The organism is Deltaproteobacteria bacterium, from assembly GCA_016234845.1.
GTDB lineage: Bacteria > Desulfobacterota > Deferrimicrobia > Deferrimicrobiales > Deferrimicrobiaceae > JACRNP01.
Genome location: JACRNP010000117.1, coordinates 17,010 through 38,538, shown reverse-complemented (window position 1 = coordinate 38,538; position 21,529 = coordinate 17,010). Strand labels below are relative to the sequence as shown.

Annotated in this window: 20 protein-coding genes and 1 pseudogene; 19 read left to right on the top strand and 2 right to left on the bottom strand. The window is 65.9% G+C overall.

Annotation, left to right across the window (positions count from 1 at the left end):
- Nucleotides 1-32 precede the first annotated feature (32 nt).
- From HZB86_08530 to HZB86_08490, 9 genes and pseudogenes are all read left to right on the top strand, one after another.
- Nucleotides 33-1,124, top strand: coding sequence for a LysM peptidoglycan-binding domain-containing protein (locus HZB86_08530; protein ID MBI5905578.1), 1,092 nt, complete (start codon nt 33-35; stop codon nt 1,122-1,124).
- A 69-nt stretch (nt 1,125-1,193) separates the two neighbouring features.
- A complete protein-coding gene (gene dprA / locus HZB86_08525) occupies nt 1,194-2,261 on the top strand; it encodes a DNA-protecting protein DprA (GenBank protein ID MBI5905577.1) in 1,068 nt (355 codons plus the stop codon).
- Nucleotides 2,262-2,301: 40 nt separating this feature from the next.
- Complete coding sequence (gene topA, locus HZB86_08520; protein ID MBI5905576.1) at nt 2,302-4,740, top strand: type I DNA topoisomerase; 2,439 nt, start codon at nt 2,302-2,304, stop codon at nt 4,738-4,740.
- On the top strand, nt 4,737-6,125 hold the full coding sequence (locus HZB86_08515; GenBank protein ID MBI5905575.1) for a sigma-54-dependent Fis family transcriptional regulator: 1,389 nt from the start codon (nt 4,737-4,739) through the stop codon (nt 6,123-6,125). The genes topA and HZB86_08515 overlap by 4 nt, the downstream gene beginning before the upstream one ends.
- 105 nt (nt 6,126-6,230) lie before the next feature.
- A pseudogene (locus HZB86_08510) lies at nt 6,231-6,419 on the top strand (prepilin-type N-terminal cleavage/methylation domain-containing protein).
- A 650-nt stretch (nt 6,420-7,069) separates the two neighbouring features.
- Nucleotides 7,070-7,846 (top strand): hypothetical protein, encoded by a 777-nt coding sequence (locus HZB86_08505; GenBank protein MBI5905574.1) that lies wholly within the window; start codon nt 7,070-7,072, stop codon nt 7,844-7,846.
- Nucleotides 7,843-8,805, top strand: a complete 963-nt coding sequence (locus HZB86_08500) for an ABC transporter ATP-binding protein (protein ID MBI5905573.1) — start codon at nt 7,843-7,845, stop codon at nt 8,803-8,805. Before HZB86_08505 ends, HZB86_08500 begins: the two co-directional genes overlap by 4 nt.
- 1 nt (nt 8,806) lies before the next feature.
- Entirely contained in the window at nt 8,807-9,583 is a 777-nt protein-coding gene (locus HZB86_08495) for an ABC transporter permease subunit (GenBank protein ID MBI5905572.1), read from the top strand.
- Nucleotides 9,580-10,344 carry a prepilin peptidase gene (locus tag HZB86_08490; GenBank protein ID MBI5905571.1) on the top strand — a complete coding sequence of 255 codons (765 nt, stop codon included), beginning with the start codon at nt 9,580-9,582 and terminating at the stop codon, nt 10,342-10,344. Before HZB86_08495 ends, HZB86_08490 begins: the two co-directional genes overlap by 4 nt.
- Here HZB86_08490 and HZB86_08485 read toward each other — a convergent pair.
- Both HZB86_08485 and HZB86_08480 read right to left on the bottom strand, forming a co-directional pair.
- A complete protein-coding gene (locus tag HZB86_08485; protein ID MBI5905570.1) occupies nt 10,334-10,729 on the bottom strand; it encodes a prepilin-type N-terminal cleavage/methylation domain-containing protein in 396 nt (131 codons plus the stop codon). The two genes, HZB86_08490 and HZB86_08485, sit on opposite strands and share 11 nt — an antisense overlap.
- Nucleotides 10,726-11,205, bottom strand: coding sequence for a hypothetical protein (locus HZB86_08480; protein ID MBI5905569.1), 480 nt, complete (start codon nt 11,203-11,205; stop codon nt 10,726-10,728). Before HZB86_08480 ends, HZB86_08485 begins: the two co-directional genes overlap by 4 nt.
- 70 nt (nt 11,206-11,275) lie before the next feature.
- Between HZB86_08480 and HZB86_08475 the strand changes: the two genes are divergently transcribed.
- From HZB86_08475 to HZB86_08430, 10 genes are all read left to right on the top strand, one after another.
- Nucleotides 11,276-12,823, top strand: a complete 1,548-nt coding sequence (locus HZB86_08475) for a HAMP domain-containing protein (GenBank protein ID MBI5905568.1) — start codon at nt 11,276-11,278, stop codon at nt 12,821-12,823.
- The gene (locus tag HZB86_08470; protein MBI5905567.1) at nt 12,816-14,216 is read left to right on the top strand and encodes a sigma-54-dependent Fis family transcriptional regulator; all 1,401 of its coding nucleotides are present in this window, start codon (nt 12,816-12,818) and stop codon (nt 14,214-14,216) included. Before HZB86_08475 ends, HZB86_08470 begins: the two co-directional genes overlap by 8 nt.
- Before the next feature lie 124 nt (nt 14,217-14,340).
- Nucleotides 14,341-14,574, top strand: a complete 234-nt coding sequence (locus HZB86_08465; protein MBI5905566.1) for an XRE family transcriptional regulator — start codon at nt 14,341-14,343, stop codon at nt 14,572-14,574.
- Between the two features lie 23 nt (nt 14,575-14,597).
- A complete protein-coding gene (pilM, locus tag HZB86_08460; protein MBI5905565.1) occupies nt 14,598-15,659 on the top strand; it encodes a type IV pilus assembly protein PilM in 1,062 nt (353 codons plus the stop codon).
- Nucleotides 15,656-16,189 (top strand): PilN domain-containing protein, encoded by a 534-nt coding sequence (locus HZB86_08455; protein MBI5905564.1) that lies wholly within the window; start codon nt 15,656-15,658, stop codon nt 16,187-16,189. Before pilM ends, HZB86_08455 begins: the two co-directional genes overlap by 4 nt.
- 28 nt (nt 16,190-16,217) lie before the next feature.
- Nucleotides 16,218-16,835 (top strand): type 4a pilus biogenesis protein PilO, encoded by a 618-nt coding sequence (locus tag HZB86_08450; GenBank protein ID MBI5905563.1) that lies wholly within the window; start codon nt 16,218-16,220, stop codon nt 16,833-16,835.
- Entirely contained in the window at nt 16,832-17,377 is a 546-nt protein-coding gene (locus HZB86_08445; protein ID MBI5905562.1) for a pilus assembly protein PilP, read from the top strand. The genes HZB86_08450 and HZB86_08445 overlap by 4 nt, the downstream gene beginning before the upstream one ends.
- Entirely contained in the window at nt 17,377-19,710 is a 2,334-nt protein-coding gene (gene pilQ / locus HZB86_08440; protein ID MBI5905561.1) for a type IV pilus secretin PilQ, read from the top strand. The genes HZB86_08445 and pilQ overlap by 1 nt, the downstream gene beginning before the upstream one ends.
- Nucleotides 19,711-19,795: 85 nt before the next feature.
- Nucleotides 19,796-20,986: a chorismate synthase gene (gene aroC, locus HZB86_08435; GenBank protein ID MBI5905560.1), complete on the top strand. Its 1,191-nt coding sequence runs from the start codon at nt 19,796-19,798 to the stop codon at nt 20,984-20,986.
- The gene (locus HZB86_08430) at nt 20,983-21,522 is read left to right on the top strand and encodes a shikimate kinase (GenBank protein MBI5905559.1); all 540 of its coding nucleotides are present in this window, start codon (nt 20,983-20,985) and stop codon (nt 21,520-21,522) included. The genes aroC and HZB86_08430 overlap by 4 nt, the downstream gene beginning before the upstream one ends.
- Nucleotides 21,523-21,529 lie beyond the last annotated feature (7 nt).

Genomic DNA, 21,529 nt, shown 5'->3' with positions numbered 1-21,529 from the left:
GCGCCCTCCGGGCGGGGAAAAGAGGTTCTCCGATGATGAGGCCTTCACGGTTCGTCTGGGCGGTTGCGGTGATCGGGACGCTGTTCCTCCTTCCGGTCCGCGCATTCTCGCAGCAGGAAGCAGCCCCGGCGGAGGCGAACGCGCCCGCCGGCGGGATCGTCCACACGGTCGTGGAGGGGGACACTCTGTGGGACCTCTCGGCAAAACATCTCGGATCCCCGTGGAAGTGGACCGAGATATGGGAACGGAACCGGTTCATCACCAATCCGCACTACATTTACCCCGGGATCAAGGTCGTGATCGTGCCGCCTCCCCCCCGGGAAATCACGATGAAGGTCGAGCCGCCTCCGGCGGCGGCCCCTGAGCCGGTCGCCCCGCCCGCCGAGGAGGCGAAGCCGGTCCCTGCCGTCGCCCCCGCCGCGGGGCCCGGGGATCGGGACCTCGACAGCCTGCCGGAGGATTTCGTCCGGGCGGGGGAGTTTGTCCGGGATGCGCCGAAGGGGATCGGGCGGATCCGCGGCGGCAAGGACTCGAAGGTGGGTTTCGCGGAGAACGACGCGGTGTATCTCGGCCTCGACAAGACGGTCCCCGCGGGGCAGATGCTCGGTGTGTACAGGGTCCGGGGACCGATCATGGTTCCCGCGGGAGGGAGACCGGTTTCCGGATACGTGAAGTACCTGATCGGGATCATCCAGGTGGGACCGTCGGTGGACGGACAGTTATCCGGCAAGGTCCGCCAGTCGTTCGAGGACATCACCCGGGAAGACCTCCTGTCGGAGGAGATCCCCGCGTATTCCCGCGTGAAGATCGTCCCGGGGGAAGAGGGGATCCCGTCGGTCGTCATCACCGCAAGGCAGCTGAACAAGGAGATCGCACCCGGCGATTTCGTCTACCTCGACAAGGGGGCGTCCGCGGGCGTGGCGCAGGGGAACGTGTTCCGGGTGTTCGCCCCGGCATCCCTTGCCGTCGGATCGTCGAGGGATTCCGGCGGTAAAGTGCGGACCGAGGCGGCCAGGGCCGTGATCGTCCGTGTGAACCCGGACTTCTCGACGGCGTACGTGGCGAGCGGGACGGAGTCGTTCGCCGCCGGCGTTTCCGCGCTGCGGGGGATTCCGGCGAAGTAGCCGCGCGCCCGGCATTCACGGGCGGCACGACATTTGATGTCCATGGGGGAAACCTCCCGGGGGTCCCCCATGGACGATCCTGGCCTCTCCGCGTCGGTCCTCGACACGTTTCTCAGGCTCTCCCTCACGGAAGGGTTCACCGTGGACCACCTTCGGCGCCTTCGATCCGGGGGGGCGCCGTCCCCTCTGCCGTTCGCCGGCGTCCCTCCCGGTTCCGAACGATCGCTCCTCGACAAGGGGCGCATGTCCCTGGACTCCCCGGCCGCGGGGGACCGCGTCGAAGCCGTACGGGAGGCGTGCGCCCGGGCGAGCATCGCGATCGTCGCCTTCGGGGAAAGGGAGTACCCCGAACCGCTCCTCGAAATCCGCGGCGCTCCGCTGGTGCTGTACCGGGCCGGTCCGCCGTGGACGGGCGGCGTCGCCGTAGCGGTGGTCGGAAGCCGGACTCCCACCGCCGTCGGGAGGGAGTTCGCTCGTGTCCTGGCGGAGGAGCTGTCGGCGGCCGGGTGCGTCGTGGTGAGCGGAATGGCGCGGGGGGTCGACGCGGCGGCGCATCGAGGGGCGCTTCGGGGCGGGGGCGGGACGGTCGCCGTTCTCGGGTGCGGGGTGGACGTGACGTACCCGCCCGAGCACGCCGGCCTGCGCGCGGAGATCCTGGAAGGGGGGGCGATCTACTCGGAATACCCCCCGGGATCGCTCCCGCTGCCGCGCCGGTTCCCGGCCCGCAACCGGATCGTGAGCGGCCTGTGCGCGGGGGTGGTCGTGGCCGAGGCGCCGGAACGCAGCGGCGCGCTGATCACCGCCCGCATCGCGCTGGAGCAGGGGCGGGAGGTGATGGCGGTGCCGGGGAACCCGTGGTTCGCGCACACCGCGGGGAGCAACCGCCTGCTCCGGGAGGGGGCGGCCCCGGTCTGCTCCGCCGTCGACGTACTGGACGCCCTCGGGGCGCCGTCGCCGGCGCGGGATGCGGGTCTGAAAGGGAGGATCATCGAATTCCTGAGCCGGAAGCGACACGCAGGGGAGATATCGGCCGCGCTTTCGTCGCCGTTATCCGAGCTGCTGCCGGCGCTGATGGAGCTGGAAGTGGCGAATCTGGTTGAAAAAAGGCCGGGGGACTATTATAAGAGGAAGTCTTGAGCGCCGGGGGAACCGCCCCGGGACATGCGTCGGAGGGAGAATGGCCAAGTCGTTAGTCGTCGTCGAGTCGCCCGCGAAGGCCAAGACGATACAGAAGATATTGGGGCGGGGGTTCCAGGTCCTGTCCTCGATGGGGCACGTGAAGGATCTGCCGAAAAGCCGGATGGGCGTGGACGTGGAGCACGGCTTCGCTCCCTCGTACGTGGTCATCAAGGACCGCAAGAAGGTGCTCGGGGAGATTCTCGAATCGGCCCGATCGGTCGATACCGTGTACCTCGCACCCGACCCCGACCGGGAAGGGGAGGCGATCGCGTGGCACATCGCGGACGCCATCCGGCAGGACGGCGAGAAGCGGATGAAGCGGAAAGGCTCCCGCACGGCCGCTCCCCCCAAAGGGAGGAAGGCGGCGGGTTCGGCGTCGCCGGTGATCCACCGCGTGCTGTTCCACGAAATCACGAAAAAGGGGATCGCCCAGGGGATGGCGGCGCCGAGGCCGCTCGACCGGAACAAGTTCGACGCCCAGCAGGCGCGCCGGATACTCGACCGGATCGTCGGGTACACCCTTTCCCCGTTGCTGTGGACGAAAGTCCGCCGCGGGCTTTCCGCCGGCCGCGTGCAATCGGTGGCGGTGAAGATGGTCTGCGCCCGCGAAAAGGAAATCCTCGCGTTCGTCCCGGAGGAGTACTGGTCCCTGACCGCGCGGCTTTCGGCGGAGGTCCCGCCGCCGTTTCCCGCCAAACTGGTGGAAGCGGGCGGAAAGAAGATTCGTCCGCGGAACGGGGAGGAGACCGCCGCGTTGCGGGCCGCCGTCGAGAACGGTCCCTTCGTCGTTCGCGAGGTCCGGAAGAAGCAGCGGCGCCGCCTGGCGCCGGCGCCGTTCACCACGTCCAAGCTCCAGCAGGAAGCGTCCCGCGCGCTGCGGATGCAGGCGCACCGGACGATGATGGTCGCGCAATCCCTGTACGAAGGGGTCGAGATCCCCGGGGCGGGACTGGTGGGGCTCATCACCTACATGCGGACCGACTCGGTCCGGGTCGCCGACGAGGCGGTCGCGGCGGTCCGCGACCTCATTCGCCGGGAATACGGCGAACCGTTCCTGCCCGGGAACCCGAACGCGTTCCGGAACCGGAAGTCGGCGCAGGACGCCCACGAAGCGATTCGGCCCACCTCCATGGAGCACCCTCCTTCCTCCCTCAAGGGGATCCTCAACCGGGACCAGTTCCGGCTGTACGAACTGGTCTGGAACCGGTTCGTGGCTTCGCAGATGGCGGCGGCCGAATTCGAGCAGACGACGGTCGACATCCTCTGCGACCCGGCGGGGGGGATCGCGGGCGGATACCTCTTCCGCGCGAGCGGGTCCATCCCGAAGTTCGCGGGATTCCTTCAGGTGTACCAGGGGAACGCGACGGAGGAGCGGCACGAGCCGGCGAACGGGGAACCGCCCGAGGAGGAGAACGGAACGAAGGGCGACGCCTCCCCGGGCGCCGACGGGGAGAAGCCCGAGGAGATCGTCCTCCCGCCGCTTGCGCAGGGGGACCGCCTCTCCCTCGCCGGCCTGGACGGCAATCAGCACTTCACGCAGCCCCCCCCGCGCTTCTCCGAGAGCTCCCTCATCAAGGAACTCGAGGAGCAGGGGATCGGCCGCCCGTCCACCTACGCGTCGATCGTGAAGACGATCCGGGACCGGGGGTACGTCAGGACCGCCGAGGGCCGGTTCGCACCGACGGAACTCGGCACCATCGTGAACGGGTTGCTGGAGGACAGCTTTCCGCGGGTGATGGAAGTGGCGTTCACGGCCCGGATGGAAGAGGAGCTGGATCTGATCGAGGACGGCGGGCGGGAGCTGGCGAAGGCGATGGGCGATTTCTACCTGCCGTTTTCCGAGGAGCTCGAGCGGGCGAAGATCGACATGGACGACGTGAAGGAGCGGCTGATCGCCACGGGGATCCCGTGTTCGGCCTGCGGGGGGGAGATGGTGATCCGGTTCGGCCGCGCGGGGCGTTTCCTCGCCTGCCGGAACTATCCGACCTGCCGGAACACGGCGGATTTCCGGGAGACCCCGGAAGGGACGGTGGAGATCCTTCCGCCGCGCGAGGCGGGCGTTCCCTGCGACAAGTGCGGAAAGCCGATGGTCGTCCGGAACTGGAAAGGGTCCCGTTACATCGCCTGTTCCGGATACCCGGAATGCCGCAACAGCAAGCCGTTCCCCGTGGGGGTGTCGTGCCCCGACTGCGGGGAGGGGGACGTGGTCGAACGCTCCTCCCGGTTCGGCAAGGTGTTCTACAGCTGCTCGCGGTATCCCGAATGCAGGTTCGCCTCCTGGGGGAAGCCGGTCGTGGCCGTCTGCCCGGAGTGCGGGTATCCGGCCATGACCGAACGGGTGCGGAAGGACGGGGGAACCCACCTCTCCTGCCTGAGGAAGGGGTGCAAGGGGAAGATCGGCCCGGGGGAAACCGCCCCGGCCGGGGAGGCGGGTTGAAGGAGTATGTCCTCGTAGTCGACGACGAACAGAGCCTTCGACAGGTCTTGGGTCTTTTCTTCCGGAAGGAGGGGTTCGAGGTCGACACGGCCTCCTCCCTGGCCGAGGCGGAGGAGGCGATCGAGGCGAACGCGTACGACCTGGTCCTGACCGATCTCCGGATGGGACGATCCGACGACGGCCTCAAGGTGCTGCGGGCGGCGGTCCGGAAGAATCCCTGGACCCAGGTGATCGTGCTGACCGCGTACGGCACCGTCGAGACGGCGAAGGAGGCGATGAAGTTCGGCGCGTACGACTACATCGCCAAACCGTTCGACAACGCGGAGCTGCGCGCGCTCGTGCAGTCGGCGCTTGCCCGGAAAGAGGACGCCGTGGGGCGCCGGAGGGCGCTCCGCGAGTCGGTCCGGGGAACCTCGTCGTACGAGGGGATCGTCGGGCGCAGCGAGACGATGCTGGGGGTGTTCGAGCTCATCGACCGGGTGGCGCCCACCGACGCCAACGTCATGATCCTGGGGGAGAGCGGCACGGGGAAGGAGCTTGTGGCGGCCGCCCTCCACTCCCGGAGCAACCGGAAGGAGTTCCCGTTCGTCCCGATCAACTGCGCGGCGATCCCGGAGACGCTGATCGAGAGCGAGCTGTTCGGGCATGTCCGCGGGGCTTTCACCGGCGCGGTGCAGACCAAGAAAGGGCTGTTCGAGGCGGCGCACCGGGGAACCCTGTTCCTCGACGAGGTGGGGGAGCTTCCGCAGCCGATGCAGAGCAAGCTGCTTCGCGCCCTGCAGGAACGGTCGTTCCGGCGGGTCGGCGGGAACGAGGACCTGTCGATCGATTTCCGGATTCTCTGCGCGTCGAAGCGGGACCTGAACCAGGAGATGATGGAGGGGCGGTTCCGGGACGACCTCTACTATCGGTTGAACGTGATCCAGATCTTCGTTCCACCCCTCCGGGACCGGCGGGAGGACATCCCCGCGCTGGCCGCCCACTTCGTCCGGAAGTTCGCCGAAAAGCACGGCAAGCCGTTTGGGCGGATCGACGGCGAGGCCATGCGGGCTCTCCTCGCGTACGATTTCCCCGGGAACGTGAGGGAGCTGGAGAACATCCTCGAGCGGGCGATGATCATGGAGACAAAAAATGTCATCTCCATCGATGCCCTTCCTCCCAATGTGACAAAAATTGTCACGAGAGAAGCCGGTGAATCGGCTTCTTACAAGGAGTCATTCCCGGATGATGGGGTTTTCCTGGACACGGAGATGGATAAACTGGAGAAGATATACCTCGAAAAAGCGTTGGAGAAGACCGTGGGAAACCGGACGGAAGCCGCGAAACTACTCAATATTTCCCTTCGGTCGATTCGGTATCGGATTCAAAAACACGGGATCGAATGAAATTCCGATCGTGTGCCTTCAGGATGCATTAAAGTTTTGGCCCGCCCCTTGCGATATACCGGAGCAACGAGATCGTTCTCCCAGACCCGAAAGGAGGAAGAAAGAATGCTGAGCATGCTCCGGAGCAAGAAGGGATTCACCCTGATCGAACTGATGATCGTCGTCGCGATCATCGGCATCCTGGCGGCAATCGCCATCCCGAACTTCCTGCGCTTCCAGGCGAAGTCGAAGCAGTCGGAGGCCAAGACGAACCTCGGCGGCATCTTCACGGCCGAGGTGGCGTACTACGGGGAGCACAACTATTACGGGAACTTCGGTGAAATCGCATGGGCGCCGATTGGAACAACCGCCCGGTACCGGTATGTCAGCGGGGCCTTTACCAACGTCCTCGGCGGAACGTATACGCCGACGCCGGGTGGGACGGACAACGCCGGATTCACCGGTACGGTGGCGCACACCTTCGCCTCCGCGCGTTCCGACAATACGTTCCTGATCGAGGCGGCCGGGAACATCGACACGGATACGACGGAAGACGTATGGTCGATGCAAAATACCAGGGCCCTGACCAACGTAACGGACGACGTGACGAACTGACGCCGGTAACCGCACCGGGGTCGTTGCAGGATGCAAGGAAGGGCGGCAGCGATGCCGCCTTTCCTCTTTTTTTTATTACCGGGCACGATTTCATCGCGTGCCTTGGATCCGCCGGGGTGTGTTAGACTTTTCCCGCCGCCGATACGGGCGGGATGCGCACCGGGCACCGGGAAGGCGCGTCGTGTGAAGGATCCAAGCCGGCGGGCGGCGGTGGCGGGCGGCGGATGGAGATGACGGGAAACGCTGGTCGGGAACGAGTCCGGGCATCTGCTCCCTGGGCGTTGCTGCTTCTGTTGATCGCCGCAACAGGGTATTTGTCTTCCCGGATGTTCGAAGTTCGGTCCGAAATGGTGAAACGGGGAACCGGGTGGACGGGGGATTCGAGCGCCCTTCTCGAAATCAGCCGGAGGCCTTCGCTCTCCTTCGGTTTCCGGAACGTCCTGGCCGATGTCACCTGGCTGGAGGCGATCCAGGTGGTCGGGAGCCCGGAGATGGCCCCGGCGGATTACGATCGACTGTTTGACCTTCTGACGATCACCGCGAATTTCGATGCGAAGTTCCAGGTCCCGTATTTTCTCGGGGGCCTGGTTCTCGGGGAGTCGCCGGCCCACTCCCGGAAGGCGCTTCTGATTCTCGAGCGGGGGAAACGGCAGTACCCTTCGGATTGGCGTTTCCCTTTCTATATCGGGTTCACGCGGTACTTCTCCATTGGCGACGCGGTGTCCGGGGGAGAGGCGATGGCCGAGGCGGCCCGGATCCCCGGGAGCCCGCCCTATCTTCCGGGACTCGCGTCCCGCATGCTGCTGGAAGGCAGGGAACCGGAATCGGCGCTCGCCTTGCTGAAGGCCATCGCCGGACAGGAAACCGATCCCGCCCGTCGTTCGGTACTGGAGCGCAGGATCCGGGAGGTCACCGTGGAGCGGGATCTGCAGGCGTTGGAACGGGCGGTGGCCCGTTATCGCGGAACGATCGGTGACGCGCCCGTCCACCTGTCGGACCTCGTCCGCGAAGGGATCCTTCCGCGGATCCCGGCCGAACCGAACGGGGGGAGGTACCTGCTCGGGAAGGACGGGAAGGTGCGAAGCGACCGGACGAACGTTCGCCTGGGGGTGTTCCGGACGAGATGAAGGACCGTGAAAAGATTCTCTCCGTCGAGGGGCTGACCAAGTCGTACCCGACCGGGTTCTGGCGGAAGCCGTTCCGCGTGTTGACGGACCTTTCGTTCGACGTGCATGCGAACGAGGTCGTCGGATTCCTGGGCCCCAACGGCGCCGGGAAGACCACGACGATCAAGATCCTGAACCGCCTTGCGTTCCCGGATGCGGGGGTGGTGAAGGCGTTCGGGGAGAATCTCCATGGGGAGAAGGAATTCCGCCACCGCATCGGATTCATGCCGGAGCAGCCGTACTTCTACGAATATCTGACCGGCGGGGAGTTCCTCCGCCTTTGCGGACAGCTCTGCGGAATGTCCCCCGGGACGGTCCGTGCGCGTTCCTCGGATCTTCTCGAACGTGTCGGCCTGTCCGGGTCCCGGGACACCTCGATCCGGAAATATTCGAAGGGCATGATGCAGCGGCTGGGGCTGGCGCAGGCGATAATGCACGATCCCGAGCTCGTGATTCTGGACGAGCCGATGTCCGGACTGGACCCGATGGGGCGAATGGAGGTGCGCGGGATCATCCGGGATCTGAAGTCGGCGGGGAAAACGGTCTTCTTCAGCACCCACATCCTTCCCGACGTGGAAACGCTGTGCGATCGGGTGATCATGCTGCACAAGGGCAGGAAGGTGGCGGAAGGGACGGTGGGGGACCTGGCCGTCGCGGAAAACCTGTACACCGAGCTGGTCGTCTCGCCGGTCCCCTCGCCCGAACGGCTGGCTGCGGCGGGAATCCCGGCGGAGGCCGGGTACCCATGCGGGAACCAGCTCGTGCTACGCGCCCCGGGGGCCGAAGAGGCGAATCGCTGGATGGCCCACCTTCTGCGGGAGGGGTGCTCGATTCTCTCCTGCGTACCGGTGAAGCGGAGTCTCGAGGAGATATTCCTCCAGCGCGTCGGGAGGCCCGACGTGACGGAAACGGTGAAATGACGTGATCCGGAGGATCGCTTCGATCGCGGCCAACACGTTCCGGGAGACGATCCGGAACAAGATCCTCTATGCGATCCTCGCCTTCGCCCTGTTCGTCATCGGAACGACCTTCTTTCTCGCGGACCTGTCGGTGGGCGACTTCGCACGGATCATCGCCGACATCGGGCTGGCCAGCATCCACCTGTTCGGGGTCGTCATGGCCGTCTTCCTCGGGATCCATCTCGTCAGCAACGAGGTGGAGCGGAAAACGATCTACATCATCCTGTCGAAACCGGTGCGGCGCTTCGAGTTTCTCCTGGGGAAAACCATCGGCTTGAGCGTCACGCTGGCCCTCACGACCGCGGCCATGGCGGTGGTGCTGTTTCTCGTGCACCTGTCCTACCGGCACGGAGGAAGGGCGGAGATCGGGATCTTCATCGCGTCGGGTGGAATCTACATGGAGCTGGTGCTCCTAACCTGCATCGCCTCCCTGTTTTCCACCTTCACCACGCCGGTGCTGAGCGCCATCTTCACCCTCTCCCTGTTCCTGATCGGACATCTGTCGGATTACCTGCACTTGATCGGCGAGCGTTCCCGGCTGGTCGCGGTGCGGTGGGGGGGGCGGTTTCTCTTCCACCTTCTTCCGAACCTCGAAAACTTCAATTGGAAGAACGAGGTCGCGTACGGGACGCTGAATTCGCTTTCCGTCCTCGTCTGGGCGGCGGGTTACCTTCTCTGCTACGCCGCCTGCGTGCTGATCGTTTCCTGCCTTCTGTTTTCGCGGAAGGATTTCAAGTGACGGGAGTCGCGCTTCCGCTCGCCGCCATCCTGCTCGGAGCGTGCGTCGGAAGTTTCCTGAACGTCGTCATCTACCGCCTCCCCCGGGGGGAGTCGATCGTCTCGCCGCGGTCCCGCTGCCCTTCCTGCGGGAGGGAAATCCGGCCGTTCGAGAACATCCCCGTGGCGAGCTTCCTCGCGCTCGGCGGCAGGTGCGCCGGGTGCGGCGGGGCCATTTCGTGGAGATACCCGTTGGTGGAAGGAATGACGGCCGTCGCCTTCGGGGGGATCGCGTGGGTCGACGGGTGGGGCGTGCCGATGGCGCGGGACTTCCTCTTCGTCTCCCTCCTGGTTCCGATCGCCATCATCGACATCGACCACCGGATCATCCCGGACGAACTGTCCCTGGGAGGATTCGCGGCCGGGATCCTGATGTCGTTCCTTCCGGGAGGCGATTGGAAGGGCGGCCTTCTGGGCGCAGCGGCGGGCGCCGGCATCCTCTACGCGACGGCCGCGGCGTACCTCAAGGCGACGGGGCGGGAAGGCATGGGGGGAGGGGACGTGAAGCTCATGGCCATGATCGGGGCGTTTCTCGGCTGGAGGGGGGCGCTGGTCACCATCTTCGCCGGTTCCCTTCTGGGGGTGGCGGGAGGCGTGATCGCCATGAGGGGTGGAAAGGACGGCCTGAGGACGGCGATCCCGTTCGGTCCGTACCTGTGCGTCGGAGCGGTTGCGGCGCGGTTCACCGGAGGGGCGTTCTGGGGGTTCCTCTTCAGAACCTGAGTCTTGCCGCGTTGTCCTGCGTCGGGACTCCGTCCTTGTCGATCGTCCACCGGTCCCCCGCCATCGGCCCCACTCCTTCCGCGACCCCCAGGAAATCCGTCCCCGTGTTGTCGACCGTGACGGTAACCCGGTAGTAGTCGTACTGCACCGGGTCGAAGTCCAGTACCGTCACGTTGTCCGTGTACGCGTTCCTTTCGCTGAAATAGACGGTTTCCGTCTTGTGGAGGTGTTTCAGGACGATCGAGGCCTGCGCCATCCGGGCCTTGGAGATCATGCGGAAATAGGTCGACACCGCGAGGGCGGCCAATATCCCGGTGATCAGGAGGACCACCGAGAGCTCGATCAGCGTGAAGCCGCGGTTCCGGGATCTTCGTCGCGCGATCAAGGGCGCGGCTCTCCGATGGACGGTTCGTCGTTCCCGGTCCGTTCGCGCGGGGGTATCGCCGAAAGTTTCCCGGAGAGCTCGGTGAGGAGTTTCGCCGTTTCGTGGAAATAGTCGGGACTCCTGAATTCGACTTTCTCCGGGCGCTCTCCGCGGAGGAGCTGCCGAAGGACCTGGTTGACCCGATATACGGGTCCGGCGATGCGGTGGCCGATCAGGAACGAATAGAGGAACACGCCCGCCAGCGTGACGATCGCCGCGGGCCAGATCCGCTTGTGAAGAACGAAGAATTCGGCGACGGCGGCCTCGAGCGACTTCAGGTCGTCGGTGGTGAACAGGACGTACGCGGAGGGGAGGAAGACCAGGACCAGTCCCACTCCGAAGAAGAACGCGACGGCGAGCAGGTAGTGCCAGGCGAGGTTGATCTGGAATTCCCTGTCGATCAGTATGGTGCCGCGTCGGTCGTCCTTCCGATCCACCTTCGCCTCCGGAACCCGTTTTTGCTATTCTGATCCGGATGATACCAGATCCGAGCGCAATTTCCCTCCCGTGGCTCCGCTGAACCGACCCCTGTCGATCCGTGCCGGCGTCCTGGTCCAGCTGGTGCTGGTGGCCGCCGCCTCCCTCGCGCTCGTCGCCGTGTTCGCTTTGAAGGCGGTCGGAGTCGCCCTCGAACGCCGCCACGCGGAGGCGGGCGTCACCGTGGCCGAAGTGGTACGGAGGGCGGTCCAGAACGATTTCGCCTCGGGGAAGTTTTCCCCCGCCTCTTCCCGGCCCGATCTCGCCGGGTACCTCACGCCGTATATCCGGGGCATCGACCTCCTGCCGGAGGGGCCTCCCGACGGACGGCCCGCCGTCGTTCCGGTCGGAAAAAAGGTCTTCGCCCTCCTTTCGATCAGCCCGACCGTGGACGTGACGCTGCCGTTCTCCCTCCCCGAACCCGTTCCGGGGGGAGCGCCGGGGGACAGGGTCCGGGGGATGCGGGTCCGTTTCCACTCCTCCGGCATCGCGGAAGAGGTGCGGACCCTGGTGAACGTCACGATGGTGCTCGCGGCGATCGACGTCGGCGTGCTCGTCCTGTTCGGAGGGTTCCTCCTGGATCGGTCGGTGATCGCGCCCGTCCGCCGTCTGGCGGCGACGTCGGAGAAGATCGCCGCGGGGGAGTACGAACTTCGCGCCGAGGGGGTCGAAGGAAACGAGATCGGCCAGCTCGCCGCCTCCTTCAACAAGATGGTGGACGGAATCCTCGAGGCGAAGGAGCGTTCGCGCCGGTCGGAGCTGGAGGCGTTCCGCTCGGACAAGCTGGCGACCGTCGGGCGGCTCGCCGCGGGAGTGGCGCACGAGGTGGGAAGTCCGCTGATGGCGATCCGAGGGTACGCGGAGCATCTGCTCCGGCACCGCCCGGGGCGCGAGGAGACGGACGAGTGCCTGGGGAAGGTCGTCGAGGAAACCCGGAAGATGGAGCAGATCGTCCGCGGGCTCCTCTCGGTCGCCTCTCCGGCGGGGGGGCGGGAAGGGGCCACGGACGTGAACGCGGTGGTGCGCCGGACGGTCGAGATGCTCTCGTTCCGGAACCTCTTCCGGGAGGTCGAGGTTCGCCTCGAGCTGGACGATGTCCCGGGGGCCGCGATCCTCGAGGACCGTTTCCGGCAGGTTCTCCTGAACCTTGCGATCAACGCGGTCGACGCGATGTCGGGGAAGGGGAGGATGACGGTGCGGACGTGGGTGATGGAAGGGTGGAACCCGGGGCACGGACAGGCGCTCCGCCGCCGTTCGACCGATCCGCCCGGGATGGACGGGATTCCGCTCCGGGCCGCCGGCGCGCGGGCGGGAAGCGGCGTCGCCCTCTCGGTCTCGGACACCGGCAGCGGCATCCGGCCGGAGGATCTCCCGCTCGTGTTCGACCCGTTCTTCACGACCAAGGACCCCGGCAAGGGCACCGGCCTCGGCTTATCGGTTTCGCGGACGATCGTGGAAAGCGCGGGAGGGGAGATCCGCGCGGAAAGCGTGGAGGGGGGCGGAGCGACCTTCGTCGTCGTTCTTCCGCCGGCGCGAAGGGAGGCCGCGATGCACGAGGAGGGGGGGAAGGATGGCTGACCGGATCCTGGTGGTGGACGACGAGCCGTCCCTGAGGGACGCCCTCGGAAGGATTCTCTCCGCGGAGGGATATGAGGTCCGCCAGGCGGGGGACGGGCGGGAGGCGCTCCGGATCCTGGGGGAGGAGCGGTTCGATTTCATCCTCTGCGACCTCCGGATGCCGGTCCTGGGCGGCCTCGACCTTCTGCGGGAGGTCACCGCGAAGGGGATCCCGGGCACGGTGATCATGATGTCGGCGTTCGGAACGGTGGAGACGGCGGTCGAGGCGATGAAGCTCGGGGCGTACGACTACGTGTCCAAGCCGTTCATGAGCGACGAGATCCTCCTGACCCTCAGGAAGGCAGCGGAACGGGAGCGGCTCCGAACGGAAAACGAGTACCTCCGGAGCGAGATAGAGAAATCCGCGCGCCCCGGCGAGCTGCTGTACGCCGATCCGGCCATGGACGCCGCGGTGCGGATGGCGGAGAAGGTGATGGATTACGACGCCACGGTCCTGGTCACGGGAGAAAGCGGGACCGGGAAGGAGCTCATCGCGCGCCTCCTGCACTACGGCGGGAAACGCCGGGAGAGGCCGTTCGTCGCCGTCAACTGCGGCGCGATCCCGGAGACCCTGCTGGAGAGCGAGCTGTTCGGGCACAGGAAAGGGGCCTTCACCGAAGCGAAGAAGGATCGGGCGGGACTCATCGAAGAGGCGGCCCGGGGGACGCTGTTCCTGGACGAGATCGGAGAGCTGCCGAACCCCCTGCAGACGAAGCTGCTCCGATTCCTGCAGGAGGGGGAGATCCGGCGGCTGGGCGACTCCGAGACCCGCCGGGTCGATGTCCGGATGGTGGCGGCGACCGCGCGCGACCTCGAGGCCGAGGTTGCAGCGGGGCGTTTCCGGGACGACCTGTTCTACCGGTTGAACGTGATCCGGATTCACGTTCCCCCGTTGCGCGAGCGTCCGGCGGACATCCCGCTCCTCGCTAGGAATTTTATTTCCCACTATTGCCGAAAGTACGGGAAGACGGAGATGAAGCTTTCGGACGACGTCCTGATCGCACTCGGCGCCCACGAGTGGCGCGGGAACGTCCGGGAGCTCAAGAACCTGATGGAACGATGCGCCCTTCTCGGGGCCTCCCGGGAGATCACGAGAGGGGAGTTGATGGCGGTCTGGAACGCCGCCGGCCCGGGGGGCCGGGCGCAGGACGCGGGTCCCGCCCACGTCGTCCGTATCCCCGTGTCCCCCGAGCGGCCGGACCTGAAAGGGGCCGTGCGGGAGCTGGAACGCCAGCTGATCCGGATGGCGCTCGAGCGCACCGGAGGGAGCAGACCGAAGGCGGCGGAGCTCCTGGGGATCAGTCACCCGGCCTTGCTGTACAAGGCGAAGGAGTACGGGGTCGAGGGGGCATAATTAGGTATAACTATGCGTCAATGGATTCTAGTTGGAAATCTCTTGACACATAATATCAAGAGGTTATCATTTCGCTTGTATGGACGGGACTGGATGTCGGATCATAAGAAGCCCATAGGGGTGAATGACCGTGGGAAGCCCGGAGCGAGAAAAGATTAAAGTTGACCCGAACAACGTCCGAAAGATCCGTGAAGGGCTCCTGATGAGCAAGGCGGAGCTGGCCAGGCGGGCAAAGCTGTCCGTCCTGACGATCGATCGGGTGGAAAAGGGGTTGGCGTGCCGGATGGACACTAAGAGAAAGATCATCCTGTCGCTCGGCCTGAAGCTGTCCGACCGGGACAAGGTGTTCAAGATCTAACGACGGAGCCACGGGGGCTTGCGATGGGCCTGTTCGGCAGCAAAGAGGTGATCGGGCTGGACATCGGGTCGAGCGCCGTGAAGATGGCCCATGTCAAGGCGATCGGCGCGGAAAACCGGCTGCGGAAGTTCGGCGTGTTCCCCCTGCCGGCCGACTCGATCGTCGACGGGGCGATCATGGACCACGCCGCCGTCGTAGAGGGAATCAAGACCGCCATGCGGGAGCTGAAGGTCAGCGAGAAGGATGTCGCCATCTCCCTCTCGGGCCATTCGGTCATCATCAAGAAGGTCCAGCTCCCCACCACCACCGCCGAGGAGCTCGAGGAGTCGATCCAGTGGGAGGTCGAGCAGTACATCCCCTTCGATATCAAGGACGTGAAGATCGATTTCCAGGTGATCGGCCCATTGAAGGATGACCCTTCCAAGATGGACGTCCTGCTGGTGGCCGCGAAAACCGACCTGATCAACGACTACATGGCCGTCGTCAAGGACGCCGGCCTCGTCCCGCGGCTGGTCGACATCGACTCGCTGGCCGTCGGGAACGCGTTCGAGCTCACCCACCCGGTGGCGGACGAGCAGGTGCCGATGGTGGTGAACGTCGGAGCCTCCTTCATGAACATCAACATCCTCCACGCCGGGGTCCCCCTGTTCACCCGCGACGTCCCGATGGGCGGCGGAATGTACACTTCGGAGATCCAGAAGCAGCTGGCCGTGAGCTACGAGACGGCCGAGGAGTACAAGCTGGGGAAGAAGGATCCCGGGGAGCGCGCCCAGAAGTTCCAGGAGATCATGAAGGTCGTATCGAACCTCCTGGCCACGGAAGCGCAGCGCTCGTACAACTTCTTTTCCGCGACCTACCCCGACCGGCTGGTGACGAAGGTCTTCCTCACCGGCGGCGCGGCGAAATCGATGTTCCTCAAGGAGCTGCTCTCCGACAAGATCGGGGTCGGAGTCGAGATCTTCGATCCGATCGAGGGATTGACCGTGGACGACAAGGCCGTGGATCCCGCCGTGGTTGCCCAATTCAACACCTCCGCAACGGTCTCGATCGGCCTCGCGCTGCGGAACCTGGAGGCTCGCGGATGATCCGGATCAACCTCATCCGGGGAAAACGGAAGAAGCGCCGGGAATTCAACGTCGGGTTCGTCTTCCTGCTGGCTCCCCTGGTGGTCCTGCTGGGGACGCTGTACTTCCACACCACGGTGTCCGGAAAGATCAAGACGCTGAACCAGAACATCCGGCAGGCGAACGCCGACATCGAGCGGCTGAAGAAGGAGATCGGAGAAGTCGAGAGATTCAAGTCCCGGAAGGCGGAGCTGCAGAAGAAGGTGGACATCATATCGAGCCTGCAGACGGGAAGAAAGGCTCCGGTAAAGACGTTCGAAGCGTTGTCGGCGGCCATCCCCGAGAAGTGCTGGATCGACCAGCTGAGCGTCCAGGGCGAGAGGATCACCCTCTCCGGGGTCGCGTTGAACAACAACACCGTCGCGAATTTCATGACCGCGCTGGGGCAGACCGGGCGATTCCGCGACGTGACGCTCGGATCCGCCGACCAGTCTTCGATGATGAACGTGAAGCTCGTGCGGTTCAACCTTTCGTTCTCGGTCGTCAACTGATCTCCGCGTCGGAGAGAGAGGGCACGGAATGGCGCTGAAACTGGACGATCTCTCCAAGGTTCCGGCCAAACAGAGGGTCCTCCTGGCCGTTCTGTTCTGCGGCCTGGTGATCGTGGGGTACTACTACCTCTATTACAGGGACGCTTCCCGGCAGATCACGCAGCTCGAAACCCAGCTCGCGAGCCTTCGCAGCAAGGTCAAGGAGCAGGAGGTGATCGCCGGAAACCTGAAGTCGTTCCAGGAGGAGGTCAAGCGGCTCGAGGACCAGCTGACCCTGCTCCTCGAACAGCTTCCCAATTCGGCGGAGATCCCGTCGCTGCTGAAGAGCGTATCGGACCTCGGGAAGGAGTCGGGGCTGGAGTTCCTGAAGTTCGCCCCTTCCGGCGAGGCGAAGAAGGATTTCTACGCGGAGATACCCGTCTCGATCTCCGTCACCGGGGACTACCACAGCTTCGTCCTTTTCGCCGACAAGGTCAGCCACTACCCCCGGATCGTCAACCTTTCGAACATCACGTTCACCAGCCCCAAATCGACCGGCGAGAACATGGTCAGCGAGACCATCAATTGCACGGCCACGACCTTCCGGTTCCTGGAGCAGCCGGCTGCGCAGCCCAAGGATGCGGGTGGCCAGGGGAAGGCAAAATGAGACGGTCTCCAGTGACGTATCGAAGGATCGTGCTGCCGTTCGTCGGGATCTTCCTGCTGGCCGTCGTCGCGGGCTGCTCCAAGGAAGCGCCGGCACCGGCTCCGGTCGTGAAGAAGATCGCCCCGATGCAGTCCGCGCCCCCGGCGCCCGCGAAGGCCGCCGCGGAGGGCGAGAAGAAGCCCGCGCCGGTGACGGTCTACAGCTCCGCCGGGAAGCGGGATCCCTTCGTCCCGTTCATCAAGGCCGAAACGAAGCAGCTCCGGACGGACCTCTCCCTTCTGCCCCCGTTGCAGCGGTACGAACTGGCGGAATTGAAGTACGTCGGCCTGATCTGGGCGAAAAAGGGCGCGAGGGCGCTCGTCGAGGACGGCGAGGGGAAGGGGTATTCCGTGCTCGTCGGCTCCCGGATCGGCCGCATGGGGGGGGTCGTGACGAGGATCACGGAGAAGGAGATCCTGGTGCGGGAGGAGTTCATCGGGACCCGTGGGGACAAGGTGTTCAGGGAGAACGCGTTGCAGCTCACAACGGCAGGAGGAAAATAATGATGACCCCGTTACGGCTCTCGGGCCGCGTTTTCCGGCCCCGCGTCACGCAGGGGATGGTGGCGTTGACCCTTGCCTGCGCATTGTTGGCGTCGCCGGCTCTCGCCGCGGAGCCCGCCGGCCCCGGAGCGGCGAAGCCGGGGGGGGCCGGATCCAGGGTGAAGGAGTTGACGGTCTCGAAGACACCGTACGGCACCACCATCCAGGCGGTGATCGAGGGGGCCATCGAAAACTACAACTCCTTCAAGCTGAACGACCCGTTCCGGATCGTGGTCGACATCTGGGGCGTCGCCCAGGGGGCGGCGTCCTCCGAGGTCGCGGTGGACACTCCGCAGGTGAAGGTCGTGAAGCTGTCCTCCCAGGACAAGAAGCTCCGGATGGTCGTCGAGACGCCCGGGGACAAGCCGATGCCGTTCCTCGTCAATACCGAAGGCGGATCCCTCGTGCTGGCGGTGGGCGGGGGTCCGGAGGGGAAGGTCGCGAGCACCGACCGGTTCCAGGACGGGAAGGAGGTCCCGAAGGGGGCCGCCGTCACGGGAATCGACCTCGAGGATCTTCCCGACGCGTCGAACGTGGTGATCGCGACCACGGGCGGGCCGGCGTTCCAGGTCGCGAAGAAGGGGGGCGGCGTGACGCTGACCTTCCCCGGGACATCCGTCGACAAGGGGCTCCTCCGCATGATCGACGCCCGCAAGTTCGGGATCCCCATCAAGACCGTGACTCCGTCCGGCGGGAAGAAGGGAACGTCCGTGGCCATCGCGTTCGCCCCGGGGTCGAACTACACGGTCGAGAAGAAGGAAAACGGGGTGGTCGTCTCCTTCGCGAAGGCGGGGGCGGCGTCGGGCGGAGGGGAACTGGTAGCCCGCGCCGTTCCGAAAGTGAACGGGACGGAGGACGGGGACGCGGCGGGGCAGGAGGCGGCGGAGACCCCTCCCGATGCCGCGGGGGGACAGGGCGGCAAGCAGTGGGGATTTCTCATGGGCAGTTCCGACACGACCCGCAAATACCGGGGCCAGCGGATCTCGATGGACTTCAAGGACGCGGATCTCTCCAACGTGTTCCGCATCATCGCCGAGGTCAGCAACTTGAACATCATCACGACGGACGACGTGAAGGGGAAGGTGTCCGTGCGTCTGATCAACGTTCCCTGGGATCAGGCGCTCGACATCGTCCTCCGGTCCAAGGCGCTCGGCGCCGTGCAGGAGGGGAACGTCCTCCGGATCGCGCCGGTCGCCTCGCTGCAGAAGGAGGAGCAGGACCGGCTGAACGCGCAGAAGCAGATCGAACTGTCCAAGCAGGAGGCGATCACCCGGGCCGCCGAGAACCGCGCGGCGCAGGAAGCGGTGTTCGACACGATCCCCGTGAGCTACTCCAAGGCGTCCGAGATGCTGACGAAGATCAAGCCGCAGGCGTCCAAGTTCGGCAAGCTCGACAGCGACGACCGCACGAACGTCCTGATCATACGCGACCTGCCGCAGAACATCGTGGAGATCCGTTCCCTCGTGGCGCGACTCGACACGGCGACCCCGCAGGTGCTGATCGAGGCGCGGATCGTCGAGGTCGACACGACCTCCACGCAGGAGCTGGGCGTCCAGTGGGGCGGCGCCTTCCGGTCCGGCAACCGGATGCAGTTCGGCGTCACCGGCGCGCAGACTTCCACCGGCGCCCCGCTTCCGGGGGCGCCCGTGAGCACGAACACGGACCGTCCGTTCACATCCGCCGCGCCGTCCCCGAACTTCGCCGTGAATCTTCCGGCGGCGATCGGGGCCGGGGCCGGCGGCGGGATCGCCTTCGGGATCCTGAGGGACAACCTCCGTCTCGATCTTTCGCTCTCCGCCCTGGAGGCGTCGGGCAAGGCGAAGATCGTCTCCTCCCCGAAGGTGGTCACGGTCGACAACAAGGAGGCGTTGATCGAGCAGGGCACGCAGATCCCGTACTCCACCGTGTCCGCTTCCGGCACCAACACGCAGTTCATCGACGCGACGCTCAGCCTGAAGGTGACCCCGCACATCACGCCCGACGGCAAGGTAACGATGAAGCTCGAGGCGAAGAACGACTCCCAGGGAGAGGTGGGCATCGACGGGAAGCCGGCGATCAACAAGAAGAAGGCCACCACCGAAGTGCTGATCGGCGACGGGGAGACGGCGGTCATCGGCGGAATCCTCCAGATCAGCCGCTCCGAATCCCAGGCGGCGGTCCCGTGGCTCTCGAAAATACCCGTTCTCGGGTACCTGTTCCGCAAGGACTCGTCCCAGGGCAGGAACCGCGAACTGCTGATCTTCATCACGCCGCGGATCCTCAAGGCGGAACCGGTGCAGGCGAAGGCCTCCTGAGCCGGGGAAAGACGCAAGGCCGGGGGCACCTGGGCGGAACGGTCCGGGTGCCCTTTTTCATTCCGACCGCGGGAGGTGGACCATAATCCGTTTTTCGTTCCGGACCGCCGGCGAGACCCACGGCCCCGCCCTGGTGACGATCGTCGAGGGGGTGCCGGCCGGACTTCCCGTCGTCGCCGCGGACATCAACCGCGAGCTTTCGCGGCGCCAGACCGGGTACGGGCGCGGCGACCGCATGAAGATCGAAAAGGACGAGGTGGAGATCCTGTCGGGCGTCCGCTTCGGAAAGACGATGGGCGGGCCGGTGGCGATGCTCCTTCGGAACCTCGACTGGCCGAACTGGCGGGAGAAGATGGCGGTGGACGGCGACGGGGGCGATGTTTCCCCGCTGGATACCGCCCGCCCCGGGCACGCGGACCTCGGCGGGATCCTCAAGTACGACCTGCGGGACGTACGAAGCGTCCTCGAGCGGGCCAGCGCGCGCGAAACGGCCGCCCGCGTGATGGCGGGCGCCCTGGCGAAGGCGTTCCTTCGCGAGGTCGGAGCGGAGGTCGTCGGACACGTCCTCTCCATCGGCGATTTCCGCGTGCCGCCCGACGTCGAGGGGAACCCGGAAGCGGCGGCCCTCGCGGAGGGGAGCCCCGTCCGGATGGCGGACAGGGACACCGAGCGGAACGTCGTCCGCTGGATCGACGAGCTGAAGGAGTCGGGAACCACGGCCGGCGGCGTGGTCGAGGTGATCGCGACCGGGGTGCCTCCCGGACTCGGTTCCTACGTCGCCTGGGACCGGCGTCTGGACGGCCGTCTCGGGCAGGCCCTGATGTGCATTCCCGCGATCAAGGGCGTGGAGGTCGGCGGGGGGATGTCCCTGTCCTCCCTTCCGGGCAGCGAAGTGCACGACGAGGTCCTGCCGGGCCCGGGCGGACGCCGCCCCCTTCTCGGATCGCACCTCCTTCCCTTCCACCGGGAGACGAACCGGGCGGGAGGACTCGAGGGGGGGATGACGAACGGGGAACCGCTGGTCGTCCGCGCCGCGATGAAGCCGATCCCCACCCAGTCCCGGCCGCTCCGGACCGTCACGGTGGACGGCTGGAAGCCGACGGAGGCGCACAGGGAACGGAGCGACGTCTGCGCGGTTCCCGCCGCGTCGGTGGTGGCCGAAACGATGGTGGCGATCGTGCTCGCCGACGCGTTCCTGGAAAAGTTCGGGGGGGATGCGATGCGGGATATCCTCTATAATTATTCCCGATATCTCACGCGCATCTGCGGGGAATGATCCGTCGAAGGGAATTTCCCGGGGTCGTCCTGGTGGGATTCATGGGGTCGGGAAAAAGTTCCGTGGGGAAGGAACTGGCCCGGAGGATCGGCGCGGAATTCGTCGATGTCGACGAGTGGATCGAACGTACGTCGGGTCGGGAGATCCGCGATCTGTTCGTCGACGAGGGAGAGGCCGCGTTCCGCCGGCGGGAGAGCGCCGCGCTGCGCGAGATCCTCGCGGTCGAGGGGCGGGTCGTGGCGACCGGCGGAGGCGCCTTCATGGACGAAGGAAACAGGAAGCTCCTGAAGGGGTACGGCCCGGTCGTGCACCTCGAGGCGAAGCCCGAGACGATCCTGCACCGCCTGTCGGGGGACGCGGTGCGGCCGCTGCTCCGCGGCGGCGACCGGGAGAAGGTCGCCCGGGAGCTGCTCGGCCGGAGGACGCCGGGATACCGGAAGGCGGATTTCTCGATCGAGACCGACGACAGGACGGTTCCGGAGGTGGCGGACCGGATCGTCGAACGGCTGGCGAAACGGGGGGGAGGCCGATCCTGACCAACGA

What these genes read in the sequence shown, in the direction of transcription:
- HZB86_08530 (MBI5905578.1), top strand. Translation starts at nt 33, where the DNA reads ATGATGAGGCCTTCACGGTTCGTCTGGGCGGTTGCGGTGATCGGGACG.
- dprA (MBI5905577.1), top strand. Translation starts at nt 1,194, where the DNA reads ATGGACGATCCTGGCCTCTCCGCGTCGGTCCTCGACACGTTTCTCAGG.
- topA (MBI5905576.1), top strand. Translation starts at nt 2,302, where the DNA reads ATGGCCAAGTCGTTAGTCGTCGTCGAGTCGCCCGCGAAGGCCAAGACG.
- HZB86_08500 (MBI5905573.1), top strand. Translation starts at nt 7,843, where the DNA reads ATGAAGGACCGTGAAAAGATTCTCTCCGTCGAGGGGCTGACCAAGTCG.
- HZB86_08470 (MBI5905567.1), top strand. Translation starts at nt 12,816, where the DNA reads ATGGCTGACCGGATCCTGGTGGTGGACGACGAGCCGTCCCTGAGGGAC.
- HZB86_08465 (MBI5905566.1), top strand. Translation starts at nt 14,341, where the DNA reads ATGACCGTGGGAAGCCCGGAGCGAGAAAAGATTAAAGTTGACCCGAAC.
- pilM (MBI5905565.1), top strand. Translation starts at nt 14,598, where the DNA reads ATGGGCCTGTTCGGCAGCAAAGAGGTGATCGGGCTGGACATCGGGTCG.
- HZB86_08455 (MBI5905564.1), top strand. Translation starts at nt 15,656, where the DNA reads ATGATCCGGATCAACCTCATCCGGGGAAAACGGAAGAAGCGCCGGGAA.
- HZB86_08450 (MBI5905563.1), top strand. Translation starts at nt 16,218, where the DNA reads ATGGCGCTGAAACTGGACGATCTCTCCAAGGTTCCGGCCAAACAGAGG.
- HZB86_08445 (MBI5905562.1), top strand. Translation starts at nt 16,832, where the DNA reads ATGAGACGGTCTCCAGTGACGTATCGAAGGATCGTGCTGCCGTTCGTC.
- pilQ (MBI5905561.1), top strand. Translation starts at nt 17,377, where the DNA reads ATGATGACCCCGTTACGGCTCTCGGGCCGCGTTTTCCGGCCCCGCGTC.
- HZB86_08430 (MBI5905559.1), top strand. Translation starts at nt 20,983, where the DNA reads ATGATCCGTCGAAGGGAATTTCCCGGGGTCGTCCTGGTGGGATTCATG.